The organism is Klebsiella sp. w6, from assembly GCF_033100215.1.
GTDB classification, from domain to species: domain Bacteria; phylum Pseudomonadota; class Gammaproteobacteria; order Enterobacterales; family Enterobacteriaceae; genus Klebsiella; species Klebsiella variicola.
This window is the reverse complement of record NZ_CP136907.1, coordinates 4566151-4585949: the sequence shown is the minus strand read 5'-3', so window position 1 is coordinate 4585949 and position 19799 is coordinate 4566151. Positions and strand designations below refer to the sequence as shown.

Below are 19799 nucleotides of genomic sequence, written 5' to 3'. Positions count from 1 at the left end.
AGTAACCGCTAGACCATCTGCTGCCAGAGAAAAATGCCCCCTCCGGCCAGCGCCAGCCAGGGGCCGAAGGCCAGCGGCTGCTGCAGCGACTGCCGGGTCCACAGGCGCTGCAGCAGGGTCCACACCAGCCCGCAGGCCGAGGCGAGCAACAGCACCTGCGGCAGAACCTGCCAGCCGCACCAGGCGCCCAGCGCCGCCAGCAGCTTAAAATCGCCATAGCCCAGCGCCTCTTTCCCGGTCAGCAGGCGGAACAGCCAGTAGACCGACCACAGTGCCAGATAACCGGCCATCGCCCCGGCGACCGCGTCCGGCAGGGCAATGTACACCTCGTTAAGATTGAACAGCAGCCCGGCCCACAGCAGGGGCAGCGTCAGACGGTCGGGCAACAGCTGGGTCCGGGCGTCAATCCGCGCCAGCATCAGCAGGAACGAGAGCAGCAGCAGGCCGCCCGCCAGCGGCAGGCCCGGCGCGAGCAGCGCCCCGGCGAGGATAAACAGCAGGCCGGTGGCCAGCTCGGTCAGCGGATAGCTCCACGCGATGGGCGCCTGACAGCAGCGGGCGCGACGGCCCAGCCAGAGGAAACTGAGCAGCGGGATATTGTCCCGCCAGGCGATCGGCTGGCGGCACTGCGGGCAGGAGGAGCCCGGGGTGCTGAGGGTTATCCGCTCGTCGTCCGCGGTCTGGGTCAACATGCGCGGCAGACGATAGATCACCACGTTGTAAAAGCTGCCCAGCGCCAGGCCGAACAGCAGCAGGAAGCCATACCAGACAAGGGGAAAGTGCAGCGATAATGCCGTTAATGTCGTCATTTTTGCTCCTGGGGTAACCATTTTCCCTGAATCTGCCACGGTGTGCGACCCGGCTCGTTTTTAGAGGCGGGGCGCGTCACCAGCAGCGCCAGCAGGGGCGGCATCCCCTGCCGGGGCTGCAGCGTACCGCGAAACAGATAGCGGCCATCGGGCGACAGGGTCCCCTGGCCGCTGAGGCTCAGCTGATGAGAATCCTGGCGGAGGGTCAGCGCCACGGCGCCGTCCGCCGTACAGCGGAAGGTGCCATTAACCTGGGCCAGCTCCAGGCTGCCGACCGGGGAGTGCAGTCGGGCCTGACGCCACTGCGCGCCTCCGGCGGTGATTTGTCGGCAGCGCCCCTCGCTGAAGTGCGCTTCGGCCAGGCTGAAAGTGACCTCTCCCTCGGCGCTGACGGGCATGGTCGACATCAACCAGCGGCTGAGCAGGCTGGCGGGGGCGGTGAGCCGCCCGTCCTGCAGGCGCAGATCGCGCAGGCCCCACAGCCGGGCCTGCCCCTCCACGCCGCGTGGATCGCTGAGAGAGACCTGCCAGCCAGCCAGGGTCAGCGACCACGCCAGTCGTTCAAGCCGTTCGCCATGCCAGTAGACCGGCTGCGCTGTGCCGCGCCAGACGCTGCCGCTAAGGCTGCCCACCTGTACGCCGGGCGGCAGCATCGGGACCAGCAGGCGCGCCGGGGCGGTAGCAGCCAGCCACAGCAGATAGAGCGCCAGCAGCAGCGCCACCGCGATCCCTTTAGCTTTCATCGTCGCGCTCCAGCAGCAGATGGTTGACCGTAACCCAGCCGGGCCGCGACGGCTGCCCGGTCACGGACAAGGAGACTGCGTTGACGCCGCGCATCGCCGGGGCGTCGAGCCACGCCATCAGCGCCTGGAAGGTGCAGGTCTGGAGGGTGACCTGCAGACGTTTTCCCTGCGGCTGCAGGCGGGCGACGGCCAGCCCGTGGCTCGCCGCCTCGCGCATCACCAGGGCGGTGAGCGCTTCTTTTGCCGTCGGCGTGGGCTGCTGGCTGAGCTGCTGCAGGCGCGGGCTCTGCTGCGTCATCCAGCGCAGGTTGGCCTGCTCTTTCATCAGGGTTTGTCGCCACTGCGCCTCACGGGCTCGCCAGGGCTGCCACAGTCCGTACCAGAGGGCGCATACCACCAGCAGCCCCGCGAGTCCGAGCAGCAGGCGTTGCTCGGACGGCGTGCGCTGCCGCCACCAGATAAGCAGATTAGCCATTGTTTTCCTCCAGCGTCAGTTGTCCCTCAATGCCATCCGGTTTCGTGGTCATGTCGCCTGGCCGGACGCGAAACCGCGGCTGCGCCCGCTGGGTGAACTGCTCCAGCGCCCGGGAAGAGACCGCGGCGATATCCAGCTGCAGACGGTTGCCCGCGGCATCCCAGCTCAGCGTCCGCAGGCGGATCCCCGGCGTGTCGCTGAGGATGTTTTGCAGCGCGCTGAGGCGATCGACGAGGGGGGCATGCTGCGCCTGACGGGCGAGGGTTTGCAGGTGTTGCTGCATCTGCAGTCGCGGATTAATCACCTTTTTCTCCGTCGGAAACCAGCGGTGATAGAAAGCCCGGCTGGCCTGCTGCGCCGCCTCGGCCTGACGCGCCAGATCGAGATGGTCCAGCACGCTGTTTGTCCCCACCAGTAACGCCAGAGCCAGTGCGGCATATTGCGCCGAACGCCAGGTCGCCTGTGCAGGCCGCCGCCGACGGACGGCAAACTCCCCCTGCAGCAGACTGAGCTGCTGCGTTGCCGGATAGCGTGCGGCAAGGGTCAGCAATGTCTGCGCAGGTTGCGCCCGCCAGACGCCCGGCGCCGCGGGCGGCGGTGAATAGCTGTCGATGACTGGTTCTTCCGCCTCGCTCTGCAGCAGCTCCGTCAGCCAGACGTTTTCCGCCGCCATGCCGCCCCACGGCTGGTGGCGGATCAGCCACTGCTCGTCCACCTGCACCGCGCTCCACGCTGGCGGATGCCAGGGCAGGGCCAGCACGTCGGGCGTCAACGCCAGGGGCCGAAGGGAGAGCGACTCGCAGCGGGCCAGCCAGTCGCGCATTTTTTGCCGCTGTACGGCGACGATCTCGCACTGCGCCTGCTGGCGGTGGAGCAAGGCAAAATGGGTGGCTTCGACATCGTCGGCCAGCTGCTCTTCCAGCAGGAATGGGGCGACCTGCAGCGGCGGTTTACGCAAGCCCGCCGGCAGGGTGAGCGAGTGAAACGCGCAGTCGCTGGCCGGGATCAGCACCCAGGCGGGGTAGTGCGCCGCCAGCGCCGGGAAAGGGCTGGCGTCCTCAGCCGGCCACCGGCCGCTGGCCTCGTGGTGTGGCTCGCCGGGGGCGAAGAGTTGCCAGTGCAGCGGCGCCAGCCCGGGGGCGAAGCGCACGATCAGCATGGCCTGGGGAGAAGCGTTAAACTTATTCATCGACCACCATAGAAAGTCCATATCGCCGCTGGACGACGGTAAACGTGCGCCCCTCCTGTTGCAGGACGCTGTGCAGCTGAAAGCGAAGATTGCCGGTCACCACGCTAAAGGCGGCGATAAAGCACGTGCTGTGCACCGTCAGCCAGGGGCGGGCAAGCGTGGTATCGGTTTTCTGCAGCGTCGGCTGCGCGAGAAACGCAGCGACGCTGCTCCACCCGGTTCGCGGGCGGTTGTGCAGCAGTTGTTGCGCCTCCTGCAGCGTCAGCTCGCCGGGAAAGAGGGCCACCAGCAGAGCGGCCTGGGAGGGCCGCAGGGTGTTGACATTGACCTGCAGCGCGTCATCCGGCTGGACGCAGACGAAGGGGAGCAAGCGCTGATAGAGGGCGGCGTCCATACCCGCCAGCAGGCGCAGCTCGCTGACATCCTGCATCGGCTGGTTGGCGGCGAGATAGCCCGGGGTTTGCGCCATGTAGACCTCATCCTCTGCTCCGTTCAGCCGCGGCTGGCCGTCGCTGTCCGTCCAGTCGCCAAGGGCGGCGGCGATCTGGCTGGCGCGCAGCGGCGATTCGCCGAGCAGCGCCAACAGCCGGACGAAGACGTCGGTCGGGTAGGGCGTTTCGCCGCTGGTCTCATCCGCGCGATGGTTGATGGCATTGAGGTTAAAGCAGGCGTGCCCGTCGCGGATCGTCGCGAGGATTTCGCCATCGTCGAGGGTAAAGCGGCGCCCTTCCTGCGCCCAGCTTTGCGCCAGGTTCGTTTGACTGGGCGAGTCCAGCGCGTCGCGTTGCAGGAGCGCGGCGGCCATGTTTTCCGCCGCCAGGGCGTACCATCTGGCCTGCAGATTATCGAGGGTCACGGCGGTATGCTGATACATGACCGCGGTGCGTTCGGTCATGGCGCTGGCGAGGATCATCATCAGGGCAAGGATGAACAGCACCATCAGGAGCGCGACGCCGCGTTGCCGATTTTTCACTGGCTGCCTCCCGGGGTGAGTAAAAACAGGCGGGTTATCTCCCCGCTGTTCGCCAGCGTCAGGGTGATCTCCAGCCCTTGCGGCAGCGTCTGCGAGCGATCCCAGGTCTCCTGCCAGCGTCCGTCGGCGTAGAAGCGCAGACGAAACGCCGTCACCTCGCGCAATACCACCCGAACCGTCGGCTGGCTGCCGGTCAGCGGATCCTGCTGATCGAAGCTCAGTCGCTCAAGCTGTTGCTGGCGCAGACGGTAGCTGACGTTCTGGATCTCCGAACGCGGGAGGATCCCCAGTGGGTTCGGCCAGCCGCTGCGGCTGAAGGCCAGCCCCCAGTCGTCGCTCTGCAACTGGAAACGTCCGGCGAAGAAAAGCGTGTCGCTGTTTCTGGCGCGACGGGGAATGATGTGCGTGACATCGTCGGCGATCTGGCGAAAGGCGCGCTGGAGGGCGGCGATCTGCTGGCTCTTCTCGCGGGTCAGGCCATCGGCGCGGATGACGTTCTGCAGCACCATCACGGCGGCGGCGCTAAGGACGGCGAGGATAGCCAGCGCCAGCAGCGTTTCAATCAGGGTGAAACCGCGCATTTTCGTTATCATGGCGGCGTCACCCAGGTGCGCAGGGTCGCCAGCGGCGCGGGATCGCTTTTTTGCCGCCGGACCTCCACGTCCAGCGCCCGCAGCTGCGGCAGCGCGGTTTCCACTCCCTGCCAGCGGACAAACCAGCGCGTTCCGGCGGCTTCCACGGTGGTTTCGGACCAGCTGAGGGCGGGCCAGCGTTTCTCCAGCCGCAGCTGCACCAGCTGATTATCCGCCAGCCAGCTGGCGAGGATTTTCTCTTCCATACGCCCAAGCTGGCGCGTCTGCTGCAGGGTGGACTGCATCACCGCCAGACCGGCGAGGGCGAAAATCACCAGCGCGACCATCACTTCGATAAGCGTCATCCCGGCCTGGCGTTTCATGGCTGCTCCCGCGCCGCCAGCGGCTGGCTGTCACCCTGGGCGTCGATGGTGATGCCCGTCGCGGCGTCAATCCGCAGCTGAAACGGTGTGACTTCGCCGCCTGGGAAGATCAGCACGTCGGGCTGCTCGCCTGGCGTCCACGCCTGGCCGTCGGGAAAGCGCAGCGTCAGCCTGGTCCGGGGGAGGGTTTCCGCCGTGGTGACGCGTCCGGCCTGCAGTGGCAGCCACTGCGCGTTGCCCCAGCGGTCATCAGCCGCCGCCGGAGCGTCTTCGTCGGCAGGCTGCAGGCGCATAAACTGCCAGCGGTCAGGGTGGATGACGATCCCGAAGAGCTGACCGGTTTGCTGCCCGCGCTCGCGGACAAAATCCAGCTGCGCCTGAAAGCGCGCCAGGATCTGCGTAGCCTCCTGGGTGCGGGCGGAGGGAAACGCCAGCAGCACCATGCTGGCGCTGACGCCAATCAGCAGCAGGACCAGCATCATCTCAAGGAGCGTGAAACCGCGCTGAGACACTATTTCTTCCCGAGGGTCCAGTTGCCGATGTCGTCATTGGTGTCGGGCATCCCGTCCGGGCCGACGCTGAAGACGTCGATGGCGCCATGCTGACCCGGGCTTAACAGCTGATACTCATTTCCCCACGGGTCCTGCGGCAGGCGGCGGATATAGCCGCCTTCCGGGTAGTTGCGGGCGTGCGGCTCGGCGGCCGGGGCGGTCACCAGCGCCTGCAGTCCCTGCTCGGTGTTGGGGTAGCGGCTGTTGTCCAGTTTATACATATCCAGCGCCCCCTCGAGCGCCACCAGATCGCTGACAACTTTCTGGCGGTCCGCTTTCTCCTTGTTGCCCATCAGGTTGGGCACCACCAGGCTGGCGAGAATGCCGAGAATGACGATCACCACCATAATTTCCAGTAACGTGAAACCGCGTTGCCGTTGCATAGTTTTCTCCATTAATACAGTTACATACTCATAAGGGTGTTCAGTTGCAGGATCGGCTGCAGGATAGCCAGCACGATAAACAGCACCATGCCGGCCATGGTGACCACCAGCAGGGGTTCAAACAGACTGAGGGCCATCTGGATCTGCGCGCTCAGCTCCCGGTCCTGGTTCTCCGCCGCGCGCTCCAGCATCGCGGTCAACTCGCCGCTCTGCTCGCCGCTGGCGATCATGTAGCGCATCATCGGCGGGAACAGGGCGGTGGATTCCAGCGCCCGATGCAGACTGACGCCTTCGCGTACCGATTCGCTGGCCGCCGCCAGCTGGCTGCGCGCCCAGGCGTTGCTGAGGACGCCGGCGCTGATGCGCATCGACAGCAGCAGCGGCACCGCGCTGGCATTGAGAATGCTTAAGGTGCGGGCGTAGCGCGCGCTGTTCACGCTGCGGGCCACGCGGCCGATGACCGGCAGGCGCAGCAGCATCCGGTCCCAGGCGAGCCGCCGGGCGGGCTGGCGCAGCAGATAACGCAGCGTCAGCAGCGCCAGTAGCGACAGCAGCACCAGCCAGGGCCCCGCGCTGCGCACGATATCGCTCAGGCTCATCAGCAGCCGGGTGGAGAACGGCAGGGCCTGTTTCAGATGAACAAACTGCTCAACAACTTTTGGGACCACAGTGGAGAGCAGAATGGCGATCACGCTGATGGCGACCAGCGTCAGCACGATGGGATAGATCATCGCCTGCAGCAGGCGGGCGCGAAGCTGCTGGCGCTGCTCGGTATAGTCCGCCAGCCGGTTCAGCACGCCGTCGAGATGGCCGGAGGTTTCGCCGGCCGCCACCATGGCGCAGAACAGCCCGTCGAAGCAGGCGGGATAGCCGCGCATCGCCTCCGCCAGCGAATGGCCTTCGAGTACTTTGCTGCGCACCCCGGCCATTAACGTTCTTAGCGGCGCCTTTTCGCACTGCTGGGCGACGGCATCGAGCGCTTTTTCCAGCGGGATCCCGGCGGCAACCAGGGTGGCCAGCTGGCGGGTGAGCAGGGCTAAATCACCGGCGCTGGTGCGCCGGGTGAGGGATCCGCCGCGCCACAGCCGGCGCGCCGGGGCGGCGGCGGTCACTTCCAGCGCCAGCCAGCCGTTGTCCCGCAGCAGCTGGCGGGCGTGGCGGGCGGAGTCGGCCTGCTGAACGCCGCGGCGGGTTTTGCCCTGCGGGTCCAGTGCCTGATAGCGAAACAGGGCCATCTCAGACGCTTTCCGTCGTTTGCTGTTCGGTGACTCGCATCACCTCTTCCCAGCTGGTGATCCCCGCCAGCGCTTTGTCGCGTCCGGCATGGCGCAGGGTTTGCCAGGCTGGCCCCAGCTGCTGGATCAGGGTGATCTCATTCTCGCCGCGGTGGATGGCGGCGCGGATGCGGTCGTCAACCAGCAGCAGTTCATGAATACCGGTGCGTCCGCGATAGCCGATGAAATTACACTCCGGACAGCCTTTGGGCTGCCACAGCCGCGCGCCGACCGGGACCGCCATCTGCCGGGCGGTGTCGGCATCCGCCTGCGTGGGCTGACGGCAGTGCGGGCAAAGTTGGCGCACCAGCCGCTGCGACATCACCGCCAGCAGCGACGTGGAGAGTAAAAAAGGCTCCACGCCCATATCCTGCAGACGGGAAATGGCGCCCAGCGCGCTGTTGGTGTGCAGGGTCGACAGCACCAGGTGTCCGGTCAGCGAGGCCTGGACGGCGATCTGGGCGGTTTCGCCATCGCGGATTTCCCCCACCAGTACCACATCCGGATCCTGGCGCAGTATGGCGCGCAGGCCGCGGGCGAAAGTCATATCGACTTTGGCGTTGACCTGAGTCTGGCCGATGCCCTCCAGCTCATACTCCACCGGATCTTCAATGGTCATGATATTGCGTTCGTGGGCGTCGAGGCGGCTGAGGGCGGCATACAGGGTAGTGCTTTTCCCCGACCCGGTCGGCCCGGTGACCAGAATAATGCCGTGTGGCCGGGCGATCAGCGCGTCGACCCGATCGAGCAGAGCGGGGGGCATGCCCAGCGTCAGCAGATCCAGGTTGACGCTGTTTTTGTCCAGCAGGCGCAGGACGACGCGTTCGCCGTGGCTGGAGGGCAGGGTGGAGACGCGCACGTCGATCGCCCGCCCGCCGATGCGCAGCGCCATCCGCCCATCCTGAGGGATCCGTTTTTCAGCAATATCCAGGCTGGCCATCACCTTGATACGCGAAATTAACAGCGCGGCCAGCCGCCGCTGCGGGCGCAGAATTTCGCGCAGCACGCCGTCGACGCGAAAGCGAATCTGCAGATGGCGCTCATAGGTTTCGATATGAATATCCGAGGCTTTCTCTTTGATGGCCTCGGTGAGCATGGCGTTGATCAGGCGGATGATCGGCGCGTCGTCCTCGCTGTCGAGCAGATCGTCGCTGTCCGGTAGCTCTTCGGCGAGGGTATAGAGGTCGAGCTCATTGCCGATATCGGCCATCATGCGGTGCGCTTCCGCCGAGTCGCGCTGATAGCTGAGCACCAGCACTTTCTCGAACGCGTCCGGCGCCAGACGGCTGACGCTCATCGGTCCGTCCGCCAGGCGACGCGCTTCCAGCAGCGCCCGGGCGGCGGTATCGGAGCGGCACAGCGCTTCGCAGCGTTCGCCGTCGCTGAGCAGCACAAGATGATGCGCGCGGGCCCAGGCAAAGGGCAGCAGCGGACGGCGTTCGGCGGCTGGCGTCATGGGCGGCCTCCGAGGTTAAAGGCGTCAATGGCGGCGCTGACCTGGCGGAAGGCCTGGGTCTCCTGCTTTGGATAGATGTGCAGCAGGTCATTACTGAGTGTCGCTTCGCTGCTGTCTTTGCCCCGCTGTTTGGTTTGCGCATTGTCGAATGCGGTGTACTGGCCGGAAGAGGCCTGACGGTACTCATCACGATCGCGAATGATGGTCGGACGGATAAACAGCATCAGGTTGCGTTTCGACACTTTCTTGCTCTCGGAGCGGAACAGGGCGCCGATCACCGGGATGTCGCCGAGCAGCGGCACTTTGTCGGCGGTATCGGTGACGCTTTTATCCAGCAGCCCGCCAACCACCACCGTTTCACCGCTGCCGACCAGCACGGCGTTATTCACCGTCCTGGTATTGAAGGTCGCGCCGAGATCGCTACTGGTGCTGGAGGCCGAGTCGGCGACGCTCGATACCTCCTGCTCAATCTCCAGCAGCACGGCATCGCCTTCGTTAATCTGCGGTTTCACCTTCAGCTTAATGCCGACGGTTTTGCGCTCGACGGTATTAAAGATGTTGTCGCCGGAGGTGGTTTGCGAGCCGGTTAATACCGGAACTTCCTGGCCGACGTTAAAGGTGGCTTGCATGTTGTCGAGGGTGACGATGCTGGGGGTGGCCAGAATATCGTTCTTGGTACTGCTGGAGAGGGCGGTGAGCAGCATCGCCCAGTTCCCCTGATAGAAGCCGGCGGCGATACCGTTAAACGAGCCCAGAGCGCTGGCCAGCGAGCTGCTGACGGTACCGTCTTTGTTGTATTGGTTGGCGCCAGCGATAACCGTGGAGATCGGCAGCCCGCTGTTGGTGAACTGGGTCATGCCGGCATTTTTATTGGCCCACTGGATACCGAGGTTGAGGCCGTCGGCATCCTGCACTTCGGCGATAATCGCCTCCACCAGCACCTGCGGGCGGCGGATATCGAGCTGGGCGATCACTCGCTCAAGATCGTTCATCACGTCCGGCGCCGCGGTGACGATCAGGGCGTTGGTCTGGCCGTGGGCTTTGATAATGATATTTTTGTCGATCGCGGCCACCGGTTTGGCGCTTTGCTTATCGTTCTGCAGTGAGCTGCTGATCCCGGTGAGGACCTCCACCAGATCGGCGGCTTTGGCGTACTTCAGGTAGATCACTTTGGTGTTGCCCTGCACCGCCTGCTGGCGGTCGAGCTGTTTGATCATGGCGATAATGCGCTGGCGCGAGTTCGGCTCGCCGCTGACCAGTACCGCGTTGGTGCGCTCATCGGCCACCACGTTCGCCACCATCGAGCCCGGCAGTGCCGACTTGCTGCTGTCTTTATTGAGCTCGGTAACCAGTTTGACCACCTCCGCGGCGGAGGCCCAGGAGAGGGGAACGGTCACCACGCTGCGATCCCCGGCGTTGTCGACGCGCTCGACAATGGTCAGCAGGCGTTTGATGACCGCTGCGCGGCCGGTCATCAGCAATACGTTGGAGGGCTCATAATGGACCACGCTGCCGGCGCCGGCGTTATCGTTCAGCTGGCGAAGCAGCGGGGCGAGATCGCGGGCGGCGACGTTGGTCAGGGGCACCACCCGGGTGACCACTTCATCGCCTTCGCCCGGTGCTGCCTCGCTGGCGACCGGGACGGCCGAGGTTTTCGCATCTTTAGCCCGCACTACCTTCAGTACGCCGTTATTCATATTGATCACGGCGAAGCCATACACATCCAGCACGCTAAGGAAGAATTGATAATATTGCTCTTCATTGAGCATATCGTAACTGCGTACGGTAATGGTGCCGCGCACGCTGGGATCGATAATCACCGTTTTATTCAGGTTTTTGCTGACGGTATTGATAAATTCCTGGATATCGGTGCCTTTAAAGCTGGCGGAAAATTCTTCTGCGATGGCCGGACGAAATAGCAGCGGCGTTAATATCAGCAGCACAGTCAGCATTTTCCGCAGTCGTTTTATGGTTGGCAATTATTCATCCCCCAGCGCGAAAGCGATATCGTGTCGTTGACCTTCTCGCTCAACGGTCAGCGTTATTTCGGTCTGTTCATTCAGGTGTTGCAGCGCCTGCTGTGCTTGCGCCTGATCGCGTAAATCAATGCCATTTAGGGCAATGGCTAAATCATTTTCCTGCAGGCCGGACTGACGAAATAGCGAGGCGTCTTTGCCTGGATTAAGGCGATAGCCCTGCAGTTTGTCGCCACTGAGCACCGGCGAAATAGATAAATAAGTGAGGATATTTTGCGGCTGTTCGCGGAGTTGCTTCACAAGAGGCGGAGTGGCCGCTGTAGCGGGCGATGACGACGGCGCGCGGGTATCGTTAAATAACAAAATGGCCTCTTTGCGTCCCTGATAGTTAACGATGATCCGGTCGGGAAGAATGGCGACGATCCGCGCATCGTACCCCGGGATAGTATCGCCGGAACTAAGGCTAACCTGCTGATTTCCTTTTTCTATAATGGCGATGGATCGTGCCGGGTTACTGCTGGCGAGCAGACCCGTAAGGCGTAGTTTCAGGCTGGAAACCGGCACCTGATTGAGGTGGGTTGCATCCGTTGGCGCGGGGTTGTTTTTTGCCGCCAGACCAAACAGGGTAAATACAGGCCGTTCGGTTTTTAATTCCGACTCCGCCATTGGAGAAGCGGTTAATGGCAGGGCGGAAATATCCTCATGACTCACAGGGAATACCACGCGCCAGGTTAATTTCGCCAGCTGGGGGATAGAGGTTATTAATATGATGAGCGTCACAATTTGTGGTAATAATTTAATTATCCCTTTATTTATATTTGTTAACCCCATCACAGAAACTGGCATTTTAATTCCTTTGCTAATTTATTTTTCTGCACGTTGGCGTAATACCCTACCGAAACAGGTAGGTGATTATTGGCTTTTGAATTATTTATTGCCGGAGAGTGGCGATAAGCGTGGCGAATCATAATCAGTTTGCGGTTTCGGGTCGTCATTCCCTTTATTGATTTACTCCCCCGGCTTCCTACGCCCCCCTCTCATTTGTGGGGGATGATTGCGCCCCGGAAAGCAAAAATATCTAATTAGCGCGCTGTAAAGATATTCATCCTTTCTTACCTTTTATAATTTAATAAGCATATTAGGGACTATCGAATGCTCAGATATACCTGTCATGCCCTATTTCTTGGATCGTTAGTATTATTGAGTGGCTGTGATAACAGCTCTTCCTCTTCACCCTCTGGCTCACCGGGTTCACCAGGCAATCCTGGCAACCCAGGCACACCCGGTACGCCCGACCCGCAGGATGTGGTCGTCCGCTTACCGGACGTTGCCGTCCCTGGCGAAGCGGCGCAGGCTTCCGCCAACCAGGCTGTCATTCACCTTGTCGATATCGCCGGCATCACCAGCAGCACGCCGGCCGACTATGCGACTAAAAACCTCTATCTATGGAATAACGAAACCTGTGATGCGCTGAGCGCGCCGGTGGCGGACTGGAATGATGTCAGCACTACGCCGACCGGCAGCGACAAATATGGCCCTTACTGGGTGATCCCGCTGACTAAAGAGAGCGGATGTATCAACGTTATCGTCCGCGATGGCACCAATAAGCTTATCGACAGCGACCTGCGCGTCTCTTTTGGCGATTTCACCGATCGCACGGTATCGGTCATCGCTGGCAACAGCGCGGTCTATGACTCCCGCGCCGACGCCTTCCGCGCCGCCTTTGGCGTGGCGCTGGCCGATGCGCACTGGGTCGATAAAACCACCCTGCTGTGGCCGGGCGGCGAAAATAAACCCATTGTGCGCCTCTATTACAGCCACAGCAGTAAGGTGGCCGCCGATAGTAACGGCGAATTTACCGATAAATATGTCAAGCTGACCCCCACCACCGTCAGTCAGCAGGTGAGCATGCGCTTCCCGCATCTCGCCAGCTATCCTGCCTTTAAGCTGCCGGATGATGTCAACGTCGATGAATTGCTGCAGGGCGAGACGGTGGCGATATCCGCCGAAAGCGACGGGATCCTTAGCTCCGCCACCCAGGTGCAGACCGCCGGCGTGCTGGACGATACCTATGCCGCTGCCGCCGAGGCGCTGAGCTATGGCGCCCAGCTAACTGATAGCGGCGTGACCTTCCGCGTCTGGGCGCCCACGGCGCAGCAGGTTGAGCTGGTGGTCTACAGCGCCGACAAGAAGGTGGTGGCCAGCCATCCGATGACCCGCGACAGCGCCTCCGGCGCCTGGTCATGGCAGGGGGGAAGCGACCTGAAGGGCGCGTTCTACCGCTACGCGATGACCGTCTACCACCCGCAGTCGCGTAAAGTCGAGCAGTACGAAGTGACCGATCCCTACGCCCATAGTTTGTCGACCAACTCGGAGTACAGCCAGGTGGTCGATCTCAACGACAGCGCGCTGAAGCCGGAAGGCTGGGACGGGCTGACGATGCCGCACGCGCAGAAAACCAAAGCCGACCTGGCGAAAATGACGATCCACGAGTCGCATATTCGCGATCTCTCCGCCTGGGATCAAACCGTTCCCGCTGAACTGCGCGGTAAATATCTGGCGCTCACCGCCCAGGAGAGCAATATGGTCCAGCATCTGAAACAGCTGTCGGCCTCGGGCGTGACCCATATTGAGCTGCTGCCAGTCTTCGATCTGGCGACGGTCAATGAGTTCAGCGACAAAGTCGCCGATATTCAGCAGCCGTTCAGTCGCCTGTGCGAGATCAACAGCGCGGTGAAGAGCAGCGAGTTCGCGGGCTATTGCGACAGCGGTTCGACGGTCGAAGAGGTGCTGACCCAGCTGAAGCAGAACGACAGCAAGGATAACCCGCAGGTGCAGGCGTTGAATACGCTGGTGGCGCAGACCGACTCCTATAACTGGGGCTACGATCCGTTCCACTACACGGTGCCGGAAGGATCCTACGCCACCGATCCGGAAGGCACGGCGCGCATTAAAGAGTTCCGCACCATGATTCAGGCGATCAAGCAGGATCTGGGAATGAACGTCATCATGGACGTGGTGTATAACCACACCAACGCCGCCGGCCCGACCGACCGCACCTCGGTGCTGGATAAGATCGTCCCCTGGTACTATCAGCGCCTGAATGAAACCACCGGCAGCGTGGAATCGGCCACCTGTTGCTCCGACTCGGCGCCAGAGCACCGGATGTTCGCCAAGCTTATCGCCGATTCACTGGCGGTATGGACCACCGATTATAAGATCGATGGCTTCCGCTTCGACCTGATGGGCTATCATCCGAAAGCGCAGATCCTCTCGGCCTGGGAGCGCATTAAAGCGCTGAACCCGGACATTTATTTCTTTGGTGAAGGTTGGGATTCCAACCAGAGCGATCGCTTTGAAATTGCCTCGCAAATCAATCTGAAAGGTACCGGGATCGGCACGTTCTCCGATCGTCTGCGCGACGCCGTGCGCGGTGGCGGGCCGTTCGATTCCGGCGATGCATTGCGCCAGAATCAGGGGGTGGGCAGCGGCGCCGGCGTTCAGCCAAATGAGCTGACCAGCATGACCGACGATCAGGCGCGCCACCTCGCCGATCTGACCCGTCTGGGCATGGCCGGTAACCTCGCGGACTTCGTGCTGATCGACAAAGACGGCGCGGTGAAGAAAGGCAGCGAGATTGACTATAACGGCGCGCCTGGCGGCTATGCGGCTGACCCGACGGAAGTCGTGAATTATGTGTCAAAACACGACAACCAAACGCTGTGGGACATGATCAGCTATAAAGCTGCTCAGGAGGCGGATCTCGATACCCGCGTCCGGATGCAGGCGGTGTCGCTGGCGACGGTGATGCTCGGCCAGGGGATCGCCTTTGACCAGCAGGGCTCAGAGCTGCTGCGCTCTAAATCTTTTACCCGCGATTCGTATGATTCCGGTGACTGGTTTAACCGCGTGGATTACTCCCTGCAGGACAACAACTACAACGTGGGTATGCCGCGCAGCAGCGATGATGGCAGCAACTATGACATTATCGCCCGGGTGAAAGACGCGGTGGCTACTCCGGGTGAAACGGAGCTCAAGCAGATGACCGCGTTTTATCAGGAGCTGACCGCGCTGCGTAAATCGTCTCCGCTGTTTACTCTCGGTGACGGCGCGACGGTGATGAAGCGCGTGGACTTCCGCAATACCGGCGCCGATCAGCTGACGGGTCTGCTGGTGATGACCATCGATGACGGGATGCAGGCTGGCGCCAGTCTGGACAGCCGTGTCGACGGCATCGTGGTGGCGATCAACGCCGCACCGGAAAGCCGGACGCTGCAGGACTTCGCCGGCACATCGCTGCAGCTGAGCGCCATCCAGCAGGCGGCAGGCGACCGTTCGCTGGCGAGCGGCGTGCAGGTTGCCGCTGACGGCTCGGTCACGCTGCCGGCCTGGTCGGTAGCGGTCCTCGAGCTGCCACAGGGGGAATCGCAGGGCGCTGGCCTGCCGGTGAGCAGTAAATAACATAACGTGGGGCGCCCGTAAGGGCGCCTCTGGCTGATGACAAACCTGTTTCGTTATTATGCTCGCCTTTCTGCCGGGTGGCGGCTTACGCCTTACCCGGCCTACGAAAGACTGCAATATCAAACAGTTATGCAGTTATCTGTCGGCCCGCACTAGCGTAGCGCCGCCGGGCAATCTCTGAAGAATGCACTTTGTCAGCAGTCTGGGGCGCCCGTAAGGGCGCCTTCTCTGCACCGTGAGGGAACAGGAGACGGTTGTGATTGTTCGTGATGATAGTGAAAGAGGCATCCCGCCTCTGGTGGCGCATCAGCCGCCGTCCGCGCAGGCAGACGCGCCGGTGAGCCGCGGTCGGATGGTGCAGATCCCCGGCTGGATTATCCCGCTGTACGCCGGATTATTTATCGCGCTCGGCTGGTTTGGCGGCGAGCAGTGGCGCCATCCGTCACCGCCGCAAACGCTGCCTCTGCCGGTGGCTCATGCGGCGCTTTTGCCGTTAACCGCCGCCGGGGAGACTGCGCCAAAAAACCCGCCGTTGGCGGTAAAACCCAGCGCGCCTGCGGCGCCGGTAATGGACAGCGATACGCTGCCGCCCCTGCGCTATAGCGCCCATGTCTATGCCTCGCTACCGGAAAAGCGCAGCATTGTGTTAAACGGCAAAGCGTGGTCGGAGGGTGATTCCCCGCTGCCCAATCTGGTGGTGGAGCAGATCCAGCAGGATGTGACGATCTTTAGCTTCAACGGCACAACATTTACCCTGGCGGCGCTGGATGACTGGCCAGGCGGGAAAATTGACGAGGAGCCGAAAGGGGAATAAGGGCTACGCGCAATAAAATGCGCGTTGAGAATATTTTGTTTAGTCGCTGCGCAAGCTGGCAATAAAGGGAGCGAGCTGGCGATTAAATTGACTACACTGTGTGGCTTCCGGAGTGCTGTCCTGCAAAAGTTGTTGATAAAGCCGGTCGCTATTTTGGCTTAACGTCGCCACGTCAATATTTCCCCACCCGCGCGCTTTGCCGACATTCACCGCTGCCCGATATATCGTTTCATCGGCGGGCAGATCGCTACGATTACATTTATTCTTGAGATAGCGCGTCCCGGCTGCTACCGACGAGAGCTGCTCCAGCTGCGCCTGGCTGCTGATGGCCGGGCTGAGCGTTGAGGCGGGTTTCTGTTGGCAGCCAGAGAGCACGGCGACCACGCAAAGCGAAAATATAAGCGGAATGCGCATAGTAAAGTAATCAAAATAATGAATCACTGGCCGCTAGTTTAACAAAGATTTTCCTGGTGTCATCATAAAATATTATTCTGCATAAATGTTAACAGGCTCTCATTTTTATTGGCAGAAACTCGATTAATTCCCTTTACTTCTCTCAATAATAAATGTTGTCGTCCGGGAAATATATTTTCGGTGTGAGGCGATGCCGCCGCATTTGGCATCAGGGCGAGCGTCATTTTTTATGTTATTAAAAAACATACTCTTTCCCATCTTGTTACGTGCGCAGGAGGTAAAATGCTGGTTAAGAATGTCGCATTTTAGTGCTATCCTGTATGCCCTGAACATTACGTGCTATGTTCTGACCATTTCTGCTGATGATGCGTTTAACATAATGATTTTATGGTGAATTCTTATTGTTAATATCATGTAAAACGAAGCAAACCAACCTCATGAAAGGCTGGCGGCATGTCCTGCCTGCCAGCAGGTTGTCGTCCGAAGGATAAGCAGCCTGGACGTTAATTTGAGAGATTTCTTCTTCCTCTGTGCAGGGGAAGTATTGAGAATCAGGCCCTTGCGCCTGAACGTTGCGGAGAAAAAGCATGGCGGGAGATGACCGCGAGCCTATCGGACGTAAGGGGAGACCCTCACGTCCGACAAAACAAAAAGTTACCCGTCGCCGGGTCCGGGAAGAGGACTACGACGACGAGTATGATGACGATGATTATGAGGATGAGAAACCGGTGCCGAGAAAAGGAAAAGGTAACGGTGGCAAACCTCGTCGTAAGCGCCGCTGGCTGTGGCTGCTGGTCAAGCTGGGGATTGTCTTCGCGGTGCTGATTGCCGCCTATGGCGTCTACCTCGATCAGAAAATCCGCAGCCGCATTGACGGTAAAGTCTGGGAGCTGCCGGCCGCGGTTTATGGCCGGATGGTGAACCTTGAGCCGGACATGCAGATCAGCAAAAACGAGATGGTGCGTCTGCTGAACGCCACCCAGTATCGTCAGGTCAGCGCGATGACGCGCCCGGGCGAATACACCGTGCAGGCCAACAGCATCGAGATGATCCGTCGTCCGTTCGATTTCCCGGACAGTAAAGAAGGGCAGGTGCGCGCGCGTCTGACCTTCGATGGCGACCATCTGGAGACCATCGAGAATATGGATAATAACCGCCAGTTCGGTTTCTTCCGTCTCGATCCGCGTCTTATTACCATGCTGCAGTCGCCGAACGGTGAGCAGCGCCTGTTCGTGAAGCGCAGTGGCTTCCCGGATCTGCTGGTGGATACGCTGCTGGCGACCGAAGACCGCCACTTCTACGAGCACGATGGTATCAGCCTGTATTCCATCGGCCGCGCGGTGCTGGCGAACCTGACGGCAGGTCGTACGGTGCAGGGGGCGAGTACCCTGACCCAGCAGCTGGTGAAAAACCTGTTCCTCTCCAGCGAGCGCTCCTACTGGCGTAAAGCCAACGAAGCGTATATGGCGCTGATCGTCGATGCCCGTTACAGCAAGGATCGCATCCTTGAGCTGTATATGAACGAGGTGTACCTCGGCCAGAGCGGCGATAATGAAATTCGCGGCTTCCCGCTGGCCAGCCTGTACTACTTTGGCCGTCCGGTGGAAGAGCTGAGCCTCGATCAGCAGGCGCTGCTGGTGGGGATGGTGAAAGGGGCGTCGGTGTATAACCCGTGGCGCAACCCGAAACTGGCCCTTGAGCGACGCAATCTGGTGCTGCGTCTGCTGCAGCAGCAGCAGGTTATCGACCAGGAGCTGTACGATATGCTGAGCGCGCGTCCGCTGGGCGTGCAGCCGCGCGGCGGGGTGATTTCACCGCAGCCGGCCTTTATGCAGATGGTTCGTCAGGAGCTGCAGGCGAAGCTGGGCGATAAAGTGAAAGATCTCTCCGGCGTGAAGATCTTCACCACCTTCGACTCGGTGGCGCAGGATGCGGCGGAAAAAGCGGCTACTGAAGGGATCCCGGTACTGAAGAAACAGCGCAAGCTGGCAGATCTGGAAACCGCCATGGTGGTGGTGGACCGCTTTACCGGTGAAGTGCGGGCGATGGTCGGCGGCGCGGAGCCGCAGTTCGCCGGCTACAACCGCGCGATGCAGGCCCGCCGGTCGATTGGTTCTCTGGCCAAGCCGGCGACCTATCTGACCGCGCTGAGCCAGCCGAACCAGTATCGCCTGAACACCTGGATCGCCGATGCGCCGGTGACCATTCGCCTGTCCAACGGCCAGACGTGGTCCCCGCAGAACGACGATCGTCGCTTCAGCGGCCAGGTGATGCTGGTGGATGCCTTGACCCGCTCGATGAACGTCCCGACGGTTAACCTCGGGATGGCGCTGGGCTTGCCGGCGGTCGTCGATACCTGGACTAAACTGGGGGCGCCGAAGAATCAGCTCAACGCGGTGCCGGCGATGCTGCTGGGTGCGCTGAACCTGACGCCGATTGAAGTGGCGCAGGCCTTCCAGACGATTGCCAGCGGCGGCAACCGTGCGCCGCTGTCCGCCCTGCGGTCAGTGATTGCGGAAGATGGCACGGTGCTTTACCAGAGCTACCCGCAGGCGGAACGCGCCGTGCCTGCCCAGGCGGCCTACATGACGCTGTGGACCATGCAGCAGGTGGTGCAGCGCGGCACGGGGCGTCAGCTGGGCGCGAAGTATCCGGGCCTGCATCTGGCGGGGAAAACCGGGACCACCAACAATAACGTCGATACCTGGTTCGCCGGCATCGACGGTAGCCAGGTGACCATCACCTGGGTGGGCCGCGACAACAACCAGCCGACCAAACTGTACGGCGCCAGCGGCGCGATGTCGATTTACCAGCGCTATCTGGCGAACCAGACGCCAACGCCGCTGGCGTTGACTGCGCCGGAAGACGTGGTCGACATGGGCGTGGACAGCAACGGCAACCTCGTCTGCAGCGGTGGCGTCCGTTCGCTGCCGGTCTGGACGACGCAGCCGGATGCGCTGTGCCGCCAGGGCGAGATGATGCAGCAGCAGCAGTTGCAGCAGCAGGAAGCGAACAACCCGTTTAATCAGTCCGGGCAACAGCAGCCGCAGCAGCAACAGCAACAGCAACAGCAGCAACAGCCGAAGCAGCAGGAGAAGAGCGACGGCGTCGCGGGCTGGATCAAGGATATGTTCGGCAGTAACTGATTTTGGCCGCACAACCCGACCCCTTAATACGAAAGTATTAAGGGGTTTTTTTATACCTGTAAAAAAGTTAACGCCTCTTTAACTCCATAATAACTATCTGGTTATTAATTCGGCCTTCGGTCTCGCCAGGCTGGCATATCGCTTGCCTTGCCTTCGGCGTTTCGCCTATTATATCGCCCG

General features: G+C 61.4%; 18 protein-coding genes. 3 read left to right on the top strand and 15 right to left on the bottom strand.

Going from position 1 to position 19799, the window contains the following annotated elements; all coding sequences use genetic code 11:
• Positions 1–8 precede the first annotated feature (8 nt).
• From R0140_RS22505 to R0140_RS22440, 14 genes are read right to left on the bottom strand one after another with little or no spacing between them, the layout of a single operon-like run.
• Positions 9–809, bottom strand: coding sequence for a prepilin peptidase (locus R0140_RS22505; protein WP_008807384.1), 801 nt, complete (start codon positions 807–809; stop codon positions 9–11).
• Positions 806–1552 (bottom strand): type II secretion system protein N, encoded by a 747-nt coding sequence (locus tag R0140_RS22500; RefSeq protein WP_086070387.1) that lies wholly within the window; start codon positions 1550–1552, stop codon positions 806–808. Before R0140_RS22500 ends, R0140_RS22505 begins: the two co-directional genes overlap by 4 nt.
• Positions 1542–2027: a type II secretion system protein M gene (locus tag R0140_RS22495; protein ID WP_317703903.1), complete on the bottom strand. Its 486-nt coding sequence runs from the start codon at positions 2025–2027 to the stop codon at positions 1542–1544. Before R0140_RS22495 ends, R0140_RS22500 begins: the two co-directional genes overlap by 11 nt.
• Positions 2020–3216 carry a type II secretion system protein GspL gene (gspL, locus tag R0140_RS22490; protein ID WP_032740434.1) on the bottom strand — a complete coding sequence of 399 codons (1197 nt, stop codon included), beginning with the start codon at positions 3214–3216 and terminating at the stop codon, positions 2020–2022. The genes R0140_RS22495 and gspL overlap by 8 nt, the downstream gene beginning before the upstream one ends.
• A complete protein-coding gene (gspK, locus tag R0140_RS22485) occupies positions 3209–4189 on the bottom strand; it encodes a type II secretion system minor pseudopilin GspK (RefSeq protein ID WP_317703902.1) in 981 nt (326 codons plus the stop codon). The genes gspL and gspK overlap by 8 nt, the downstream gene beginning before the upstream one ends.
• Complete coding sequence (gene gspJ / locus R0140_RS22480) at positions 4186–4782, bottom strand: type II secretion system minor pseudopilin GspJ (protein WP_008807379.1); 597 nt, start codon at positions 4780–4782, stop codon at positions 4186–4188. Before gspJ ends, gspK begins: the two co-directional genes overlap by 4 nt.
• The gene (gspI, locus tag R0140_RS22475) at positions 4779–5144 is read right to left on the bottom strand and encodes a type II secretion system minor pseudopilin GspI (protein ID WP_004894160.1); all 366 of its coding nucleotides are present in this window, start codon (positions 5142–5144) and stop codon (positions 4779–4781) included. The genes gspJ and gspI overlap by 4 nt, the downstream gene beginning before the upstream one ends.
• Positions 5141–5656 (bottom strand): type II secretion system minor pseudopilin GspH, encoded by a 516-nt coding sequence (gspH, locus tag R0140_RS22470; RefSeq protein ID WP_008807378.1) that lies wholly within the window; start codon positions 5654–5656, stop codon positions 5141–5143. Before gspH ends, gspI begins: the two co-directional genes overlap by 4 nt.
• On the bottom strand, positions 5656–6078 hold the full coding sequence (gene gspG / locus R0140_RS22465) for a type II secretion system major pseudopilin GspG (protein WP_002889054.1): 423 nt from the start codon (positions 6076–6078) through the stop codon (positions 5656–5658). The genes gspH and gspG overlap by 1 nt, the downstream gene beginning before the upstream one ends.
• Before the next feature lie 20 nt (positions 6079–6098).
• A complete protein-coding gene (gene gspF, locus R0140_RS22460; RefSeq protein WP_317703901.1) occupies positions 6099–7313 on the bottom strand; it encodes a type II secretion system inner membrane protein GspF in 1215 nt (404 codons plus the stop codon).
• 1 nt (position 7314) lies between these two features.
• Positions 7315–8808, bottom strand: a complete 1494-nt coding sequence (gspE, locus tag R0140_RS22455; RefSeq protein WP_016160313.1) for a type II secretion system ATPase GspE — start codon at positions 8806–8808, stop codon at positions 7315–7317.
• Positions 8805–10778: a GspD family T2SS secretin variant PulD gene (gene pulD, locus R0140_RS22450; RefSeq protein ID WP_162493344.1), complete on the bottom strand. Its 1974-nt coding sequence runs from the start codon at positions 10776–10778 to the stop codon at positions 8805–8807. The genes gspE and pulD overlap by 4 nt, the downstream gene beginning before the upstream one ends.
• Positions 10779–10787: 9 nt before the next feature.
• On the bottom strand, positions 10788–11630 hold the full coding sequence (gspC, locus tag R0140_RS22445) for a type II secretion system protein GspC (protein ID WP_110203864.1): 843 nt from the start codon (positions 11628–11630) through the stop codon (positions 10788–10790).
• Positions 11615–11752: a hypothetical protein gene (locus tag R0140_RS22440; RefSeq protein WP_004219434.1), complete on the bottom strand. Its 138-nt coding sequence runs from the start codon at positions 11750–11752 to the stop codon at positions 11615–11617. The genes gspC and R0140_RS22440 overlap by 16 nt, the downstream gene beginning before the upstream one ends.
• 184 nt (positions 11753–11936) lie before the next feature.
• Between R0140_RS22440 and pulA the strand changes: the two genes are divergently transcribed.
• Together pulA and gspB are read left to right on the top strand one after the other, a co-directional pair.
• Positions 11937–15245 carry a pullulanase-type alpha-1,6-glucosidase gene (gene pulA, locus R0140_RS22435; RefSeq protein ID WP_046882111.1) on the top strand — a complete coding sequence of 1103 codons (3309 nt, stop codon included), beginning with the start codon at positions 11937–11939 and terminating at the stop codon, positions 15243–15245.
• A gap of 256 nt (positions 15246–15501) precedes the next feature.
• Positions 15502–16059 carry a type II secretion system assembly factor GspB gene (gene gspB / locus R0140_RS22430; protein WP_317703900.1) on the top strand — a complete coding sequence of 186 codons (558 nt, stop codon included), beginning with the start codon at positions 15502–15504 and terminating at the stop codon, positions 16057–16059.
• A 39-nt stretch (positions 16060–16098) separates the two neighbouring features.
• Here the strand turns inward: gspB and gspS are convergent, their stop codons facing one another.
• Positions 16099–16473, bottom strand: a complete 375-nt coding sequence (gene gspS / locus R0140_RS22425) for a type II secretion system pilot lipoprotein GspS (RefSeq protein WP_012968915.1) — start codon at positions 16471–16473, stop codon at positions 16099–16101.
• A 587-nt stretch (positions 16474–17060) separates the two neighbouring features.
• Here gspS and mrcB point away from each other — a divergent pair.
• Positions 17061–19619, top strand: coding sequence for a bifunctional glycosyl transferase/transpeptidase (gene mrcB / locus R0140_RS22415; RefSeq protein ID WP_016160318.1), 2559 nt, complete (start codon positions 17061–17063; stop codon positions 19617–19619).
• Positions 19620–19799: the final 180 nt, after the last annotated feature.

What these genes read in the sequence shown, in the direction of transcription:
- R0140_RS22495 (WP_317703903.1), bottom strand. Translation starts at nt 2,027, where the DNA reads ATGGCTAATCTGCTTATCTGGTGGCGGCAGCGCACGCCGTCCGAGCAA.
- gspL (WP_032740434.1), bottom strand. Translation starts at nt 3,216, where the DNA reads ATGAATAAGTTTAACGCTTCTCCCCAGGCCATGCTGATCGTGCGCTTC.
- gspF (WP_317703901.1), bottom strand. Translation starts at nt 7,313, where the DNA reads ATGGCCCTGTTTCGCTATCAGGCACTGGACCCGCAGGGCAAAACCCGC.
- R0140_RS22440 (WP_004219434.1), bottom strand. Translation starts at nt 11,752, where the DNA reads ATGATTCGCCACGCTTATCGCCACTCTCCGGCAATAAATAATTCAAAA.
- gspI (WP_004894160.1), bottom strand. Translation starts at nt 5,144, where the DNA reads ATGAAACGCCAGGCCGGGATGACGCTTATCGAAGTGATGGTCGCGCTG.
- R0140_RS22505 (WP_008807384.1), bottom strand. Translation starts at nt 809, where the DNA reads ATGACGACATTAACGGCATTATCGCTGCACTTTCCCCTTGTCTGGTAT.
- gspC (WP_110203864.1), bottom strand. Translation starts at nt 11,630, where the DNA reads ATGCCAGTTTCTGTGATGGGGTTAACAAATATAAATAAAGGGATAATT.
- pulA (WP_046882111.1), top strand. Translation starts at nt 11,937, where the DNA reads ATGCTCAGATATACCTGTCATGCCCTATTTCTTGGATCGTTAGTATTA.
- gspE (WP_016160313.1), bottom strand. Translation starts at nt 8,808, where the DNA reads ATGACGCCAGCCGCCGAACGCCGTCCGCTGCTGCCCTTTGCCTGGGCC.
- mrcB (WP_016160318.1), top strand. Translation starts at nt 17,061, where the DNA reads ATGGCGGGAGATGACCGCGAGCCTATCGGACGTAAGGGGAGACCCTCA.
- R0140_RS22500 (WP_086070387.1), bottom strand. Translation starts at nt 1,552, where the DNA reads ATGAAAGCTAAAGGGATCGCGGTGGCGCTGCTGCTGGCGCTCTATCTG.
- gspG (WP_002889054.1), bottom strand. Translation starts at nt 6,078, where the DNA reads ATGCAACGGCAACGCGGTTTCACGTTACTGGAAATTATGGTGGTGATC.
- gspJ (WP_008807379.1), bottom strand. Translation starts at nt 4,782, where the DNA reads ATGATAACGAAAATGCGCGGTTTCACCCTGATTGAAACGCTGCTGGCG.
- gspS (WP_012968915.1), bottom strand. Translation starts at nt 16,473, where the DNA reads ATGCGCATTCCGCTTATATTTTCGCTTTGCGTGGTCGCCGTGCTCTCT.